Raw genomic sequence first — 16524 nt, 5'->3', positions numbered from 1 at the left:
TAGTAGAATATAACAGTTTTATTCTTTTTTGTGGCCAGTTTATTATTGCTTTTAGTAAATGATATTGCATTCTTATCTTTAGCTGGATAAATATTGAAATGGAAAAAGACATCGATTTACGACAAACCAAAAAATACCTGGTTTCCTTATTAAAGCCGGAAGGCGGCTTCTTTGGTGTGGCGGCGGTGTACGGTGTGGCAATCAGTTTGCTCACACTGGCCGTGCCGATTGCAGTGCAAACCCTGATCAACAGTATTGCCAATATTGGCTCCATCCGCGCTGTGACTATTCTGGCGGCTATCCTGTTTACTACGCTTTTTGTGTCAGGCATTTTCAGCGCGCTGCGCATGCGGGTAATGGAGTACTACGAGCGCCGCGTGTATACCCGACTGGTTTCTCAACTGGGGCTCAAAACCATTATGGCACCCCACAGCTTTTTTGAAGGTCGGCGCAACACGTCGATTACCCATCGTTATTTCGACATCATGACGTTGCAGAAAAACATCCCGTCACTGATGGTCGATGGGTTTGCCTTAGTGCTGCAAATTATTGTTGGTTTTACCCTGGTGTCGTTTTATCACCCGTTTTTGTTTGTGCTCAATATGATCATTCTGCTGGTGATGTATCTGGTGTGGAAAATATGGGGGCCGGGTGCTAAACGCACTGCCATTGAACTTTCTCAAACCAAATACGATACCGCGAAGTGGTTAAACGATGTGGCGGCTGCCCATGAGTTTTTCAAATCCTCGGATCATATGGATTACGCCGGACGCAATACCGAAAGCTTTATCAAAAACTACATTGCCAAACACAAGGGCCACTTTACCTTTACCTTTTCCCAGGCGGTCTCCTTTCTGCTGCTGTACGCCTTTGCCAGCGCCACCTTGCTCGGCCTCGGCGGCTTTCTGGTCGTGCAGGGGCAGTTGTCCATTGGTCAGTTGGTAGCGGCAGAACTGATTATGTCGGCGGTGTTCTTTGGGATCTCGCGGTTCAGCCAGTACCTCAAACTGTATTACGAACTGTATGGTGCAGCAGAAAAGATAGGCTCTGCATTAGTTATTCCGCAAGAAGAAACCCACGATGATGGCGCGCGCATTCCCTCATCCTCAAAACTGGTGTTTAAACGCCTGGCACTTTCCCATTTTGAAGACAGCTGTTATCTGGATGCCACGCTGGAAGCGGGTCATAAGTACTTTATAACTACCCGCAAAAGTTGGGTGCAAAAGCAGCTTGTGGGCTTTCTTAAGCGCTTCGAACGGCCCGCTAAGGGCGAGATTCTGCTCGGCGATTACAGCTTATTCGACTACGACATGTATGAGTTAAGGCAAGCAGTAAGTACGCTCGACCGCTCGTTGATTGTGGAGTGTACCATCGAAGAATATCTGCGCCTGGCGGCGCCCGAGGCAACCGTAGCAGAGGTACGAAAAGCCCTGGAGTATGTCGGGCTGGATGAAGTGATTGATAACCTGAACGAGGGCATTGCAACGCGTATCTCGGTGCTCGGCGATCCCTTGCAACCGCTGGAGTTTTTATTGTTAAAACTGGCCGCCGCCGTACTGTCCAAACCGCAGGTGCTGGTGATTAATCAACATTTCGATGCCATTCCTCATAGCATTAAAGAGCGCTTGCTGGAACGCATCGCCCGATTAGATTGTACCGTTTTATACTTTACTAATATGCCGCTTAAAGGCGTGTTTAATGCCACTTTAAATTTGCAGGACGTGTTATACGTGGAAGACAGCGCAACCGATAATAAGGCAGAAGGTCATGAGTAAAGCAGAAAATCGTTTTATGCAAAATATCACCTCTTTACCTGCGCAAATAATTCCCAGCGTGCACAAAGTAGTGTGTTGGGTGATCGCATTTTTAGTGCTGCTTGTGGCGGCTGGACTGTACTTTACGCCCTGGATCCAAACTGCCTACGGCTCGGGCGCGGTGGACTCACTGGATCCGGTGGATCGCATGCAGGCAATTTCGGCGCTGGTTGATGGCCAGATCCAAACCTGGCATGTGCGTGAGGGTATGCAAGTCAGAGCGGGCGATCCCATCGTGACCCTGATTGATGTAGATGCCCAGCGGCTGGAAAAACTGCAGTCGCAATTAGCGGCTACGCGACTGGCTCATCAGGCCAACCAAACTGCTGTGACCAATGCCGAAAGCAACCTGCAACGACAGCAGGCACTGCAGGAACAGGGGCTGGTGTCGCGCAAAGATGTAGAAGCGGCACTGATCAAAGTACAGGAGCTAAAAGCCAAGGCAGCTTCCTCTATGGCTGATATTAATCAGGTTTCCATGGTGCTGTCTCGTCAGGCTACCATGACCAAAACGGCACCGGTCGATGGCACTATACTGCGCTTATTTAACGGTGGTGGTTCAACGTTTGTGAAAGCTGGTGACGTGTTAGCGCAGTTTATTCCGAAAAATGCCGATCGTACGGTAAGGGTGATCATTAGCGGGCTGGATGCGCCACTGGTGAAGCCTGGCGCAAAAGCCCGCCTGCAGTTTGAGGGCTGGCCAGTCTTTCAGTTTAGCGGCTGGCCGGGCACCGCCATTGGTACTTTTGGCGGTGTAGTGACCTACGTAGAACCCGTCGCGGATGCTACCGGTGCATTTCAGGTGTGGATCAGACCCGATGAAACCGAGATGCCCTGGCCGGAGGAAAATATTGCCCGCTTAGGCAGTCGGGTGAAAGCCTGGATCCTGCTGGAAGAAGTGCGCCTGGGTTATGAATTGTGGCGACAGCTGAACAACTTCCCGCCCCAGAAACCGGCCACTCAGGCCAGTCAGTCTGGTCCAGGCTGGTAGGGGGTAGCAATGACTAAACGCATGTTAGCGGTGGCACTGCTGGCTTTCACTGGTACGTCACTTAAGGCTGAGCAGATACTGCCCACGGTCCCTTCGCTTATCAATAATATGCAGCAGTTGCATCCTTACGTGAATGTGCTGAACGAGAAAAATAATCAGCTGGTTTACGGCCTGGATAGCGCCCAAAGCGAATTCGATGGGCGCATTGAACAGGATGTCAGCGGCCGTGTGGCTGGCTATTACGACGGCTCTGCCGCGGCCCAGCGCTTTGTAAAACCTCTGGGTAACATGAATGCCAAGCTTATCAGTGAGTACCGTGTTGCCAGTGGTGATTTTCCGGTTTACGAGGAGCAGTACAATACCTTATCTGGCGGTGAAGCCAGTATTGGTGTGGCACTGTCATTGTTGCAAAACCGCAGTATCGATAAGCGCCGGGTAGGCGTAAGTAATGCCGCGTTAGCCATAGAACAGTACCAGGCTGAATTGGCTCTGAGCATGAACGATTTTTTGTATAAGGGCCTCAGCCAGTATTTAAAGTGGTACGAAGTGAGCCTTAAAATTGCGGCGGTAGAGGAATTACTTGGCACCCTGAAATACCGACGCGAAGGGCTCTCTACCCGATTGGAGCGCGGCGATTTAGCCGAGGTCGATCTCACGGAGTTTGAAGCCAGTATTCTGGAGCAGCAACTGGCATTGTCGCAACTGCATCAAACTCAGCGTGCCTCGGCACAGGCTCTGGCCTTTTATTGGCGTAACAGTAATGGCCAATCACAGGTGATTGCCAGCGATGCAGCACTACCAAAGGATATTGAGTGGCCGTTTAACATTACACCAACGCAGGTAGCACGGCTACGGAATGCCATAACGCAACACCCGGCATTAGCGGTGCTGCGCACGGAGCAGAGTGTCACGCAGAATAAATTTCGACTGGCAGAAAACCAATTGTTGCCCAAGCTCGATGTAAAGGCGCTGGTGGCGAAAGATATGGGCAGCGGCCCGACATCACTGGCTGAAACCGAAGGTAAAATCGGACTGACGTTCTCTTATACCCTGGGTAACCGCAAAGCCAAAGCTGAACAGGCGACCATGCGCTCTAAACTTAAAGTGCTGGAGTATGAAGTAACGTTAGCTCAGGACCAGCTCAATCAGCAATTTGAACAAGCCTATGCTTACTGGCAGCAGGCCCATGAAGTGCTGGCACTGCAACAGCAAAATGCTGAGCTGGCGGTGACCTTGTCGCAGCTTGAGCGTAAACGGTTTGATGCCGGAGACAGCGATATGTTTAAGCTAAATGCCAGGGAGTCGGGCGTTTTCAAGGCAAAATTAAAAGCCATTGAGGCGCAGGTGGATTTACTTTCCGCAGAGCTCACCCTGTATAAAGTGGTTGCGGCGATTACGTCGTAGCAATGAGAGAGCGCAGCCCTGTTTTACAAGGCCGCGCAGCTTTCGTTATGGCTCAATGTCCTCTGCGGGGTCAGTCACGTCGGGATAGGCCTTAGGCGATAGTGGTTTTACCGGATGCTGCTCGATACGCTGCTGCAGATACTCAATAGCGGCATCTAACTGTGCATCTTCACCCATAAAAGTGGCATGAGGCAGGTTGTCTACTTCGATATCCGGTGCAATACCGAGCCCTTCGGTGATCCAGCGGCCATCTTCGGCGAACACCGGTAACTCCGCTACCCGCGCCATGCCGTTATCGGCCAGACGGTTTCTGCCGCGCAACCAAATGCCGGCACCAGCGGTTTGTTTGCCGATCACCGGCCCTAAATCCATGGCTTTTACGCCCGCGGTGAATGTTTCACCGTCGGAGTAGGTGTATTGGTCGGCCAGTACCACCAGGTGCCCACGGAAAGTCTGTTGCATGTTGGTATTCGGCTCGCGGTTACCACTGGTCCAGAACATCCAGACTTTACGCAGCAGCTTCTCTAAAATCCAGCTATCGATATTGCCGCCGCGATTACGGCGTACATCAATGATCAGGCCGTCTTTCTTGTAGGCCGCGTAAAACTCGCGAGCGAAATCCGACACATCATTGCTGCCCATGGCATACAGGTGGAGATAGCCAATATCCGGGTCGGCCTGTTCTACTTTCTGGCGGTTGCGGGTTGTCCAGTCCTGGTAGCGCAGGCGGGCATCGGTGCGATTACTCACCGGGTACACAATGGTTTGCAGGGCTTCACCATTGCGGCTCAGGCCCAACAGTACCTGACGGTCAGCCTGATTAAGCAAAGCCTGATTTAATTCAGCGAGTGTGGCAACCGGGCGGGCATTAATACTGGTAATAATGTCACCCTCTTTGGCATCGGTACCGGGTTTTAACAGCGGCGAGGCTTTGGCAGGCACTTCGTTGTCGTACTGGTAAATACTAGCAATTTGTACGCCCTCATCGGTTTGCAGCAAATTGGCCCCTAAACTGGCCGGCGAGGGGCGATCAGGCTCCTGCGGTGCGTCGCCGCCATACACCTGTGAGTGCAACACATTAAGCTCACCGGTCATCTGACCTAGCACATCATTCAGTTCGGCGCGGTCGGTGATCCGCGCAACCAGTGGCTGGTATTTTTCTTTTATCGCTGCCCAGTCAACGCCACGCATGGCTTTGTCGTAAAAGTAATCACGATGCATCAGCCACGCATCGTGAAACAGTTGTTGCCATTCCTGCTGCGGATCGATGCGTAACTTCCACGCTGACACATCGGCTTTTTGATCGGTGGTGTCTGAAGGAAATTTACTGCCGGCACTCACAATATAAATCTGATCGTTATTGCTGCTTTGTTTTAACACCAGCATACTTTTGCCATCATTACTGAGTTTGTAGTCACTTAGGCCAGCGGTAAAGGTGCTGGTTTTATGATGCGGTGTTTGCTCAATGGCTTTAAGCACCGGTTTGCTGCCGGGCTCAGTAACCCGATCCCTGACATACAGGTATTTGGCGTTGGCTGCCAGGTCGCTATAGTTACCGGGACTCACCGGTACCTGCCAGAGTCTGTTAGTTAACTGCTCCCAGTCGACCAGTGGCGCCTCAGGTGTCTTGTCAGCTTCCTCGCTGTCGTTGTTTTCTTCCGGTTCAGCCTGTGCCGTCAGTTCGGTAGGCTTTTGAAAAGGGAAGGTTGCGTCGGCTTTAAGTGCATAGGCGAAAATCTGGGTGCGGCGGTCAAAGGTGGTCCCCATGTTGCGGTCGCCCCAGGGCGAACCGGTAGTGGGGGTAAATTCCCGGTCCGACAGGAAGTACAGCCATTGCTGGTCCTGACTAAAGGCCGGAGAGTATGAGTTGTATTTGTCGCTGGTCAGCACCTCGCCGCGGTTTTCGGCAAAGTTATGCACATAAATACGCTGGCGTTCATCGCCGAGCTTACTGGTGGTAATAGCCAGTAACTGACTATCAGCACTAAACACAATATCGGCGTAGGGGCTCATTTCGGTCTGGCCGGCGTAGAGCTTTTCAGTATCGCCTGTATTGATATCGAGGATCCACAAATCACCGTTAAAGTCGTCGTAGGCGAGCTTTTCACCGTCGGGCGATAACACCAGTTGCCAGCGGCTAATACTGGCGTCTTTGGTGAGCTGTTTGCGCTCGGATGAACCATCGGCAGCAAACTGCCAGATTTCCATTTCGCCACTGGCATCATTTATGGCATACACCCATTTACCGTCATGACTTAAAATCGCTTTACGGGAGCGCGAAGCTGCGGGTGTATCAATTTCTACCAGGCGTTTACCATCAGTGCTGGCGATTGCCAGGCGGCCGCGGGCGGTAATCATGACCTGTTTGTTGTCGGCATTAAAATCCAGTGAAGTCAGGTATTTGGTGGGTTTAGTCAGCCAGTTGTCCCGTAGCTGAGGAAAGTCGCCACTCAGGGCAATGTCCAGCGTGCGGGTGCGGCGTTTGGCAATGTCGTAGATTTTAAGGTCAGCGCCATGCTGAAAAATAATCCGGCCATTATCGAGCTTGGCCCGTTTAATGGGGTAGTCCTGAAAGTTGGTAAGCGCTTTGGCGTTTTTACCGGTAGCCGACATCACCCACAGGTTGTCGTTACCGTTTTGATTACTCACAAAATAAAGCTTATCGCCAGCCACCATAGGTTCGCGAGCCGAAGCGTCGTGGGCGTCGGTAAGCAGCAGCGCTTCGGTCTGGCTGCCCAGCTTGTAACGCCACAATTCGCCCTGGGCACCACCGCGATAATAACGAGCGTTGTCGCGTGACACCTGCAGGCCAAACTGGGTGAAATAAAGCGTGGCAGAGGCTTCGTCAATCACACCTTCAATGGCATCGGCAACCGGCACTTCCTCGGTATTCAGGGTATCCGGATCCACCTGTTTTAACGACCAGTTGTTGGTGGGGCCTACCCGGGTATTAGTGCTATACAGCAGTTTTCCGTCGCTGGTCCACTGCTGCAGATACACATAACTGTTCTCAAACGTTACCCGCCTGGCCAGTCCGCCTTCGGTGGGGATCACATACACTTCTGTTGCGCCCTCATAGTTAGCGGTAAACGCTACCTGTTTACCATCCGATGAAAAGGACGCTTGTTGTTCCTGCGCCAGGTTGGTGGTCAGGCGGCGGGTGGTAGTGCTTGTTATGTCATGCAGCCAGAGGTCGCCTTCGGCGGTAAATACCACCTGATTATCGTGCAGGTCCGGGTCGCGGTAATAGCCGGATTTAGCCATGGAATGGAAGGACATGAGCAACAGACTCATGCCGACAATAGTTCGTTTTTTCATGGTGTTATTCACTTTGTCGTCATTTTTTATAGTAGGTCGAGCAAAGGGCAGTAAACGAGAGAAAGTCAGTAAAGTCAAACCGGGGCCGACAGATGGCGGTAAATCCCGGTTTGCTGGCAGGGGCAGGGCTAAGGTTAATCTTCTTCCAGTTGAATAAGGTCGCCCGGTTCGCAATCCAGTGCCTCACACAATGCCAGTAGTGTAGAGAATCGTATCGCTTTGGCTTTGCCGGTTTTCAGGGTTGAAAGGTTAGCCATGGTGATACCAACGCGTTCAGACAATTCAGTAAGTGACATCTTGCGTTGCAGCATCACCATATCGAGATTTATTTTAATCGTTTTAGACATCATTATATGGTCAGTGATTGTTCTTGTTTCATTGCCGTGGCGTCGTTAATAATCTGTGCTAACACTAATAATGCCACGCCAACTAACAGACCTTCAAAAGGAAAAGAAAAGTACGGGGAGAGTTGCAGTTGTTCATGAAACTCCCCGATATCGGTGAGGATAGCCAAGCCACACAGGTAGGTAATGACCGGCGTTAATATACAGTAACTCAATACAATGTAACCCAGTCGTTTTATATACCAAACATTGGATGGCTCAAAAGTGCGGTGGCTGGACAGATTGGCAAATAATTTGCGCAGGTTATACAGCCCCAGCAGCGTAATAAGGCCATTAAAGACTGTTTCGATGTTGGCGATAAACCAGGCGGCATAACCCGTAGTGTTATTAAGCTTTAACATACCATGGGCCAGAATAACTTCGCTGACGGCAGGATCCGTTTCTCCAGCAGGCAGCATTTTGGCGTTAAACCAGTACTGAATATCGGTATGACGTTCACTGATGTCGGCAGGAATATTTAATCCGACAACCAGGATAAACCCAATCCCTACAAGCATTAAAAACAGACTGAAGTAATAAAGCAGATCGAAACATATTTTGAGTTGTAGGGTGTATTTAGGTGGCGGTAACGGGCTGCTGGTATTCATAATGTCTGATGATTCCTGACTTGTCATGGTCGTTTCCTTGTTTAATTATGCTGACTATTAGTTTAGCGTTAGTTTTTTCTTTTGCAATAAATATTTATCGAAAAACAATAAATATTTATCGTTGTTCGTTGTTTTTTCTTTGCTGTTTAGCTGCTTATATAAGCGCCGAATCTGTAACAAATTGTTGTGAGGCCTTGCAAAAGTCGTTGCTGTTGGTTAAATTCTGCGCACTACATTATTCGGAGTTAGCGCCATCATGAACAACTAAGCCTGTCATCCATTTTTATTGTTATTTTTTGGATCAACAGGGTTAGTCGGCGTAGCTCACTGTCGTATTGGTATGGCGTTTTACAGGCGCGATACTGCCTCTTACTCTTTGCATGTGCTGCTAAGCTGAAGCCCGCTTTTCGGGAGGCGCTCATGCCGATACTTCAAGCACACAATCTTAGTTATCAACTGCCTGCGGGCGACACGCTTTTTCATTCTGTTTCAGTGTCGATGTCCAGCCGTCGGGTGGGACTGGTGGGTCATAACGGCGCCGGTAAATCACTGCTGGCCACTATATTAAGTGGTGAGCGGAAGCCTTCCGGTGGCACGGTTACGTGTCATGCCGATATTGGTGTGTTCCGCCAGCAACCTTCACACTTACTGACGAGTGAAGCGACGATTGCCGAAGTGCTTGGTGTGGCGCCGGTCATTGACGCGATCCTGCGAATTACTGCCGGTGAATGCAGTGATTATTTGTTTGAGACAGTCGGCGAACAATGGGATTTACCTGCGCAACTAGCCAGCCAGCTTAAAGCGCTGGGACTGCCTGATGATCTGCAAACCCGATGCGCAACCCTCAGTGGCGGTCAACTGACGATACTGCAGTTGTGGCAACTATTTCAGGCTGATCATAGCCTGTTAATCCTTGATGAGCCTTCCAACCATCTGGATCGCCGTGCCCGGCGTTGGTTACAAGGGCAGATCCAATCCACTGCTGCAGCGGTATTGCTGATAAGTCACGACCGAGAATTATTGCAGGGAATGGCAGAAATCTGGGAGCTTAATCAATCGGGTGTAACGGTATATGGCGGTAATTACGGCTATTATGCGAACCAAAAACGGCTACATGAGCAGGCACTAAACCGCCAGATTGAAACACTGCAAAAGCAGCAGAAACAAATGCAGCAACAAGCGCAGCGCAACCTGGAGAAGGCTGCGCAACGGGCCACTCAGGGGCAAAAACTGCGGGGCAGTCAGGCCAAATGTATACTGGATAAACAAAAGGACCGCGCGACAGCCAGTGCCGCCAGCCGCAATAAAAATATCGACGGCAGGCAAAAACAGTTACAACAAAGAGCCAACCAGTTGCAGGCAGCGCAATGCATAACGCAAAAACAGGCTATTTATTTACAATCAGCTAATGCGGGCAATAAAAAGGCCATTACAATTCTTAACGGCGTGCTGGCATTTGGCTGCTCGCAACCTGTTAACCTAAAGGTTGGGGAGAGCGACAAGCTGCATCTGCAGGGCGGTAACGGCAGTGGCAAATCCACGTTACTAAAAACACTGACGGGCCAACTCCCGCTGCAAGCTGGTGAGCTGCATGTTAATACTGCGCTGTGTTATCTCGATCAGCATTTTAGCTTGGTGATACCCACGCTTAGTGTATTGGATAATCTTTTGGAGCAGTGCCCGCACTTAAACGAGTCTGAAGCTCGCACATTACTGGCTGGTATCGGCTTTCGTCGGCACAGTGTTTTTAACCAGGCCGAAACCTTAAGTGGCGGAGAAAAGATGAAACTGGCCATGTTAATCGTCAGTCATCAGCCAGAGCAGCCGTTTTTGTTACTCGATGAACCCGATAATCACCTGGATTTATACGCCAAAATCATGTTGGCAGAGGCGCTTAACCAGTATCAGGGCGGTTTCATTTTAGTGAGTCACGATAGCGCATTTGCTAGTGAGGCAGGGGTTAACCATGGCTATCACCTTACCCGTGGCGAACGCGAGGCAGCATTTGGTGCTGGCATTTTGTAAGACGTTACTGTACAAGGGCGGTAAATCAACGTAGATACTACGCTTTTATGAGTCATGAGCAGCAGTGAAAATTTATCCACAAGCCGGAATAGACCGGTTATATTTTGGCATGACCATGACCCAGGTGCGCGATGCCTGGGGACAACCACAAGACATATACCATTTCCACCCACTGTGCGACAGCCTGGAAGAGCGGGATGTGGTTTGGCAATACGCCAACGGTACTGAGCTGAGTTTCTCATCCTGCGATAATTTTGTGCTCGGAACGATTTCGGTCTCATCCACCGAAGCTGAGCTGGAAGGCAAATGTGTTATTGGTAAATCGATTCTGGAAATACGCTTAATGTTTCCTGAGCTGGAATTGGATGATGATTTCGATGAGTTTGGCCAGGACTACCTGTTGGCCGACAAGGATGTGTCACTGTGGGTGGTTGCCGGCAAAGTTGACACCATTAGTTTGTACCCGGATTATGATGAATATGGCAGTATGAAAGTTAATCAACCGCTCAGCGAGCAGGGAAGCTAAGCGGATACTATTAATTATTGAGAGCATGGCATGACGACCTTTGTTGAAGCAGTAACCCTTAGCGCTAACGGCGTGGAGCTGGTGCCACTGGAGGGCGCTCACGAGGCAGGTTTAAAGGCTGCTGCCGCTGACGGCGAATTATGGCAACTGCGGGTGACTTCGGTACCTGAGCCTGATGACACGGCGGATTATATTGGCGCTGCACTGCGCAGTCGCGACGCCGGCGAACGGTTTGCGTTTGCGGTTATCGAGCAGCGAACAGGAAACGTGCTGGGAACAACCAGTTATCACGATATTCTGCCGGAGGTTAAGCGTCTTGAAGTTGGCTATACCTGGTATGCCAAAAGTGCTCAGCGAACGCACGTCAATACCACCTGCAAACTGCTAATGCTGTCCCACGCCTTCGACGTACTGAATTGCAACGTAGTAGGGTGGCGCACCGATAATTACAATTATGCCAGTCAGCGGGCCATAGAGCGTTTGGGGGCGAAAAAAGACGGTGTGATCCGCGGCCATCAGAGGCGCCGTGACGGCACCATACGCGATACAGTTATGTTCAGCCTGCGCCAGGGAGAATGGCCGGAAGTACGGGCCCACCTTAATTATCTGTTAAGCCGTTACTGCTAAAGCGTAGCGGTTATATCGCCTTAGCCTGGCGGATAAACGTTTTGCACTGGGTAATAAAGGCATTGCTTTGGGCGCTGGCCTCACCATCGCGCGCGTAATGTAAGGCGATAAAAGCCTGACAGATTGCCTTAAACTGACTAGCCGATTGGGCAGATAGTCGCGGAGCTGCACGTTCGGCAAAGTATTCCGGACCGTCATTGTGGCGTTCGAGTCCGGTAAGTTGCTCTGCTTTTTGGGCAGCTTGCAGAAACCAGCGCAGATTGGCTGGTGGGCGTTTACGCTGCCAGTGCGGGATGAAGTACAACGCCAGCAGCAACCCGATCACCAGGCATATTCCCAGCATCAGGATCATGATACGCTGAGTGGTCACCTTGCCCAGCAACAGCGCTAACAGGTTTTGCTGGCGTTCAGCATCGAATCCAAGCACCCAGCGGCTCCACTGATAATCCAGTAAACTATAAAGGTTGCGTAGCTCGGCAAACAGCGGCAGCTGTTGCAATCTGGCCATCTGGTTGTTGGCCAGAAACGACTCTTCCTCTACGGCTTGCTGCAACCCCAGTTCAAGCCGGGCCGGAGCGATAATACCGCTGGGATCAAAACGTACCCAGCCGCGGCCGTCCAGCCACGCTTCTACCCAGGCATGGGCATCATACTGATAAACACTAAGCACATCTGGTTGTAACGATTCGCCGCCATGATACCCGGCTACCATCCTGGCCGGAATGCCCAGCAAACGCAGTACATAGCTCATGGCACTGGCATAATGAGCACAAAAGCCTTCCTGATGGATGAACAGAAAATCATCAATGGGGTGATCCGGCATGGGCGGCGGTGTAAGGGTGTAACGGAAGCCCTGGTCGACAAAATAATCCAACACAGCCTGCACTCTTTCAACCTGCGTGGCATGTTCGACGGCTAATTGTTCGGCCCAGGCCTGGGTTTGCGGATTCACCGCTGTATTATTCGGTAGCTGCAGATTTAACCGGCTGTCTATGCTGTACAGGGTTTGGTCCATTGGCGTGGTGGGATAAGAGCGCAGCCGGTAAGCTCGCCGTGAGGTAACCGGTGTTTCGCTGAGTAACGAGTAATCGCTGCTTTGCCAGATGGCTTGTGAACTGCTCAGATCGTCAGGTATACCTACGTCAATGCTGAATAACCAGTGCTTGCTGGTGGGTTCGGTGATCACCTCATACTCCCACCAACTGCCACTTACCCGGGGTTTAAACTCGTTATTGAGTAACCGATATTGCTCGCGTACCTGCTTGCGCAACGGGCTGACAGACCACTGTTTTCCATCAAAATACTCCAGTGTCAGGGCCCGCCAGTATCGTTCCGGCGGTGGCGGGATGGCGCCACTAAACGTTGCCCTGAAGGCCAGGTCGCTGGATTGGGTCAGATTAGCAATGTCCCCCGGGCTCACCGTATCGGTTAAACCGGTTTCGGTACTTTTCGACACCGGCATTTTCCACAAGGGAGGTAGTTTGGGCAATATCAGAAACAATAAAATTGCAATAGGAAGTGCCTGTACACTCATCACCGACAGCCGTTTGATATGCCAGGGCAAGTGCTGGGACGGTGAAAAGTAGCGACCAAGGGCGACTAACAACGATAAGGTTAGCAGGCCATAAAATAACGTCATGACGACTGACTGATGAAAGGTAAAGCCCATGCCAATAATAAACAGACAGGTACAAAACAAGTGAAACAAATCCCGTGGCCGGTTGAGTATGATGAGCTTTAAGGCGCCAGCCAGGATCAGCAGATTGACCATGGTAAGTAACAGACCAATTTGCAGGCTGAACCATCCCAGACACAAGCAACACAATAAGCCCAGCAGGTTAATGGTGCGTAGCGACGGCATGGGCTGATACCAGCCAAAATACATGACAAGTCGAATACCCGTAGCGCACAGGGAGATCAGTAATACCCAAAATAACAGTGGCTCAAACAGACTCAGGCTTAATACACAAAATACCAGAGCGATGAGTGCACTGGCTGTTTGGTTGCGGATAGGTTTATCAATCGGCTGCATAGTCTTGCTCGGGCTGCCGGTAACGGGCCAGTGATTTCAGGCAATGGTGCTTGTGCGTCTCTCCGGTGGAAGGTTCGATACGTTGGTTGCCAAGACTCAGGCCGAAAACATGTTGCTGGGAAGATAACCGGTTAATCTGATAAGTAAGCAAACCCAGTGCCCTCTCCAGTGGTTCACCGGCATAAGTCTCCAGACTTAGCCAGCCGCCTTCCTGCTGGGCCTGATTAAAGGTTTTTGTACTTAGTTCGCCGCCTTTGGCAGCTTGTTTCCAGGCCACTCTGTTCATCGGATCACCGGGCTTAAAAGTGCGCAAGCTGTCAAACTCATCAATACCGGCCACATTGCCGGCGGTATTGCCCTGACTGGCGTCTGTGGAGGTTAGCTTTAACGCTGAGGCAATGGGTTTGGGGTAAATGGCCAGCGACTTATTAAAATCAAGGTGTGTCCAGCAGCGAAACAGCCCTAGTGGGTAGGTTGATGACAGGGTAATTCTCGGTAAGCGAAAGATACCGCGTTGTGCGGCGGGAAGCAGTAATTTCACCTCGCGATCCTGATCTGCGCGCCGATGCAGCAACGCCAGAGAAGTGCCTCGCAGTCGAATATGTAAACCACCGTAAAAGGGCATGTCCTCATTATTTACATGCAACTGTAAACACAACAGGGCGTGCTCTGAAACATAGACTGGCTGGATATCCTTTAACGATAGTGACACGGCGGTAAAGTTACGATAGCTGACAAATAAATGCAGTAAGAAGATAGCCAGCAGAAACTGGCACAATAACAGCATCAGGTTGTTCTGATAGTTGGTGCCTAGAATAAACAATCCCACACAGGTTAGCAGGTAGCCAAAGCCAAACCGGCTGGGAAAAATAAATACGTTTTTCAGATTTAGCTGATAGCGGGGGCTGGGCGGTATCCGCCGCTGCAGCCAACGGTTTTGCAGATCGTAAACCGACCGTTTTAGGCGCGAGACCATCAGGCAGCGAGTGGATCGGTAAGGTCAAGAATACGCTGGCTCAGCAAGCCGTCATCACGGTAGTCGGTCTGACTGCCACGCAGGCGGTGCTCGGCAACAGCGGTAAAGATTGCCTGTAAATCTTCAGGCAGTACAAAATCCCTTTGATGCAGCAGTGCCCAGGCCTGCGCGGCGCGCATTAGTGCTTTACTGGCTCGGGGAGATAGCGGGTAGGGAAACTCGCTGCTATCACGGCTTTGATTTACCAGTCGTAGCAGGTAATCCAACATCGGATCGCTTACATGAATGTCCCTGACCTGCGCTTGAATCGCCTGTAATTGTTCTGCACTTAAGGCTTGACTGGCTGGTTTTTGGTGATGGCTGCTGACACCTGCCGATTCACGCAGCATGCGCTTTTCAGCTTCCCCATCGGGATAGCCGAGGCTGATACGCATTAAGAAGCGGTCAAGCTGAGACTCTGGCAGCGGGTAGGTGCCGGCCTGATAACTGGGATTCTGTGTGGCAATAACGAAAAACGGCGAGGGCAGTGAATGAGTTCGGCCGTCTATGCTGACCTGATTTTCTTCCATGGCCTCGAGCAGTGCACTTTGCGTTTTCGGACTGGCCCGGTTAATTTCATCAGCCAGGATCACCTGACTGAATACAGGACCCTGATGAAATTCAAATTCGCCCTGCCGGGTATTGTAAATATTGACCCCGAGCATGTCGGCGGGGAGCAGATCCGAGGTAAACTGAATGCGGGAAAAGTGCAATCCAAACACCGTTGCTAAAGCATGGGAGAGTGTGGTTTTCCCCATCCCGGGTAAATCTTCTATCAGTAAGTGACCGTTTGCCAGCAGACAGCTAACCGCGAGCTTAATCTGATGTTGCTTACCAAGGACCTGGCTATTGAGATAAGCCAGTGCCGGTGAGAGATCTGTATGCATGATAATGTCCGGTTTTAGCGCTTTAGTTTTTATACGTTAATTCCATTAGCAGGATTACTCTAGCAAATATAAACAGCAACTTAGGTGATTGTCCTGATACTTAAGTATAGGAAAGAGTGGCACAGCTGGCAGAGATTTTAGTCAGTCGATTGGCGATCGGTGGAAGTTGTCTGTATAAAGTGCTGCGATCCTTAGCTGGGTTGACTATAATGACCGCCAAAAAATGGAAGTAGTATGTATGAAAACAATAGAAATAGATGATGAGCTGTATGCGTTTATCGCCAGCCAGACAAAACATATTGGTGAGAGTGCTTGTGAAATTTTACGTCGGTTACTGATCGACGAACCCGGAATAGTAACTACTGTAGTAACCAGTGGCGCGTCGATTCCAGCTACATCAGCAGCTCCCGCTCAGGTGGAAACTGTCGCGGAGCCGGTTGCCCCACCGCCTGTTAAAACCACCCAAAAAGCAAAACCAGCGCCTGCGCCGGTAACACCAACCTGTGAGCCGGCGGTGTCTGGCGATGACTTACTTCTGCGCGTTAATAAAGATGCTCTTAGCCAGTTCGATAAACGGGTCGATCAGTTCCTGTTTATTCTGCAACAAATTTATCTGCAGCACCCGGGCGACTTTGCCAAAGTTGAATCGATTATCGGGAAAAACCGTAAGTACTTTGCCAGCAGCAAAGAAGAACTGCTCAAATCCGGCAGTAGTACTAATCCAAAAGCAATTCCGGACAGTGGTTTTTGGGTAGTGACTAACAACAACACGGCGAAAAAACTGGCTATGCTGAGCCAGGTTTTGCAGATTTTAGGATATGACGATAAGGTAGTGGAAACCGTTAGCGAAACCTTTGATTCGTAAACAATGATGTGATTTAACGACTTACAAAA

General features: G+C 50.5%; 13 protein-coding genes. 7 read left to right on the top strand and 6 right to left on the bottom strand.

The genetic code is table 11. The annotated features are described in order from the left end of the window. The first annotated feature begins 98 nt into the window (after positions 1–98). From AC2T0J_RS21475 to AC2T0J_RS21465, 3 genes are read left to right on the top strand one after another with little or no spacing between them, the layout of a single operon-like run. Positions 99–1775 carry an ABC transporter transmembrane domain-containing protein gene (locus AC2T0J_RS21475; protein ID WP_489807769.1) on the top strand — a complete coding sequence of 559 codons (1677 nt, stop codon included), beginning with the start codon at positions 99–101 and terminating at the stop codon, positions 1773–1775. Beyond that, positions 1768–2805 carry an efflux RND transporter periplasmic adaptor subunit gene (locus AC2T0J_RS21470; protein WP_489807768.1) on the top strand — a complete coding sequence of 346 codons (1038 nt, stop codon included), beginning with the start codon at positions 1768–1770 and terminating at the stop codon, positions 2803–2805. The genes AC2T0J_RS21475 and AC2T0J_RS21470 overlap by 8 nt, the downstream gene beginning before the upstream one ends. A gap of 9 nt (positions 2806–2814) precedes the next feature. Beyond that, positions 2815–4209, top strand: coding sequence for a TolC family protein (locus AC2T0J_RS21465; protein WP_489807767.1), 1395 nt, complete (start codon positions 2815–2817; stop codon positions 4207–4209). 45 nt (positions 4210–4254) lie between these two features. Here the strand turns inward: AC2T0J_RS21465 and AC2T0J_RS21460 are convergent, their stop codons facing one another. The 3 genes from AC2T0J_RS21460 to AC2T0J_RS21450 all read right to left on the bottom strand — a co-directional run bounded on the left by AC2T0J_RS21460 (position 4255) and on the right by AC2T0J_RS21450 (position 8545). Next, on the bottom strand, positions 4255–7527 hold the full coding sequence (locus AC2T0J_RS21460; protein ID WP_489807766.1) for a S41 family peptidase: 3273 nt from the start codon (positions 7525–7527) through the stop codon (positions 4255–4257). Positions 7528–7661: 134 nt separating this feature from the next. Beyond that, positions 7662–7877 carry a helix-turn-helix domain-containing protein gene (locus AC2T0J_RS21455; RefSeq protein WP_489807765.1) on the bottom strand — a complete coding sequence of 72 codons (216 nt, stop codon included), beginning with the start codon at positions 7875–7877 and terminating at the stop codon, positions 7662–7664. Further along, the gene (locus AC2T0J_RS21450; protein WP_489807764.1) at positions 7877–8545 is read right to left on the bottom strand and encodes a DUF2975 domain-containing protein; all 669 of its coding nucleotides are present in this window, start codon (positions 8543–8545) and stop codon (positions 7877–7879) included. The genes AC2T0J_RS21455 and AC2T0J_RS21450 overlap by 1 nt, the downstream gene beginning before the upstream one ends. A 393-nt stretch (positions 8546–8938) precedes the next feature. On the opposite strand from AC2T0J_RS21450, the gene AC2T0J_RS21445 reads away from it, so the two are divergent. The 3 genes from AC2T0J_RS21445 (at position 8939) to AC2T0J_RS21435 (ending at position 11696) form a co-directional block, all read left to right on the top strand. Further along, positions 8939–10543, top strand: coding sequence for an ATP-binding cassette domain-containing protein (locus AC2T0J_RS21445; protein WP_489807763.1), 1605 nt, complete (start codon positions 8939–8941; stop codon positions 10541–10543). Between the two features lie 64 nt (positions 10544–10607). Next, positions 10608–11069, top strand: a complete 462-nt coding sequence (locus AC2T0J_RS21440) for a hypothetical protein (RefSeq protein WP_489807762.1) — start codon at positions 10608–10610, stop codon at positions 11067–11069. A gap of 30 nt (positions 11070–11099) precedes the next feature. Beyond that, complete coding sequence (locus AC2T0J_RS21435) at positions 11100–11696, top strand: GNAT family N-acetyltransferase (protein WP_489807761.1); 597 nt, start codon at positions 11100–11102, stop codon at positions 11694–11696. 10 nt (positions 11697–11706) lie between these two features. On the opposite strand, the gene AC2T0J_RS21430 is transcribed toward AC2T0J_RS21435, so the two are convergent. Genes AC2T0J_RS21430 through AC2T0J_RS21420 form a run of 3 tightly spaced genes read right to left on the bottom strand, consistent with a single transcriptional unit; the run spans position 11707 to position 15630 of the window. Beyond that, positions 11707–13728, bottom strand: a complete 2022-nt coding sequence (locus AC2T0J_RS21430) for a transglutaminase TgpA family protein (protein WP_489807760.1) — start codon at positions 13726–13728, stop codon at positions 11707–11709. Then, complete coding sequence (locus AC2T0J_RS21425; RefSeq protein ID WP_489807759.1) at positions 13715–14704, bottom strand: DUF58 domain-containing protein; 990 nt, start codon at positions 14702–14704, stop codon at positions 13715–13717. Before AC2T0J_RS21425 ends, AC2T0J_RS21430 begins: the two co-directional genes overlap by 14 nt. Continuing rightward, a complete protein-coding gene (locus AC2T0J_RS21420; RefSeq protein ID WP_489807758.1) occupies positions 14704–15630 on the bottom strand; it encodes an AAA family ATPase in 927 nt (308 codons plus the stop codon). Before AC2T0J_RS21420 ends, AC2T0J_RS21425 begins: the two co-directional genes overlap by 1 nt. A gap of 238 nt (positions 15631–15868) precedes the next feature. On the opposite strand from AC2T0J_RS21420, the gene seqA reads away from it, so the two are divergent. Then, complete coding sequence (seqA, locus tag AC2T0J_RS21415) at positions 15869–16495, top strand: replication initiation negative regulator SeqA (RefSeq protein ID WP_489807757.1); 627 nt, start codon at positions 15869–15871, stop codon at positions 16493–16495. Positions 16496–16524 lie beyond the last annotated feature (29 nt).

It is taken from the genome of Alteromonas sp. ISO5 (assembly GCF_058105165.1).
Note: the sequence above shows the minus strand (reverse complement) of the source record. Positions and strands in the feature narration are given on the sequence as shown.

Bases quoted from the DNA above. Each gene is read 5' to 3' on its own strand.
- AC2T0J_RS21455 (WP_489807765.1), bottom strand. From the start codon at position 7,877: ATGATGTCTAAAACGATTAAAATAAATCTCGATATGGTGATGCTGCAA.
- AC2T0J_RS21470 (WP_489807768.1), top strand. From the start codon at position 1,768: ATGAGTAAAGCAGAAAATCGTTTTATGCAAAATATCACCTCTTTACCT.
- AC2T0J_RS21430 (WP_489807760.1), bottom strand. From the start codon at position 13,728: ATGCAGCCGATTGATAAACCTATCCGCAACCAAACAGCCAGTGCACTC.
- AC2T0J_RS21425 (WP_489807759.1), bottom strand. From the start codon at position 14,704: ATGGTCTCGCGCCTAAAACGGTCGGTTTACGATCTGCAAAACCGTTGG.
- AC2T0J_RS21435 (WP_489807761.1), top strand. From the start codon at position 11,100: ATGACGACCTTTGTTGAAGCAGTAACCCTTAGCGCTAACGGCGTGGAG.
- AC2T0J_RS21420 (WP_489807758.1), bottom strand. From the start codon at position 15,630: ATGCATACAGATCTCTCACCGGCACTGGCTTATCTCAATAGCCAGGTC.
- AC2T0J_RS21465 (WP_489807767.1), top strand. From the start codon at position 2,815: ATGACTAAACGCATGTTAGCGGTGGCACTGCTGGCTTTCACTGGTACG.
- seqA (WP_489807757.1), top strand. From the start codon at position 15,869: ATGAAAACAATAGAAATAGATGATGAGCTGTATGCGTTTATCGCCAGC.
- AC2T0J_RS21445 (WP_489807763.1), top strand. From the start codon at position 8,939: ATGCCGATACTTCAAGCACACAATCTTAGTTATCAACTGCCTGCGGGC.
- AC2T0J_RS21450 (WP_489807764.1), bottom strand. From the start codon at position 8,545: ATGACAAGTCAGGAATCATCAGACATTATGAATACCAGCAGCCCGTTA.
- AC2T0J_RS21460 (WP_489807766.1), bottom strand. From the start codon at position 7,527: ATGAAAAAACGAACTATTGTCGGCATGAGTCTGTTGCTCATGTCCTTC.
- AC2T0J_RS21475 (WP_489807769.1), top strand. From the start codon at position 99: ATGGAAAAAGACATCGATTTACGACAAACCAAAAAATACCTGGTTTCC.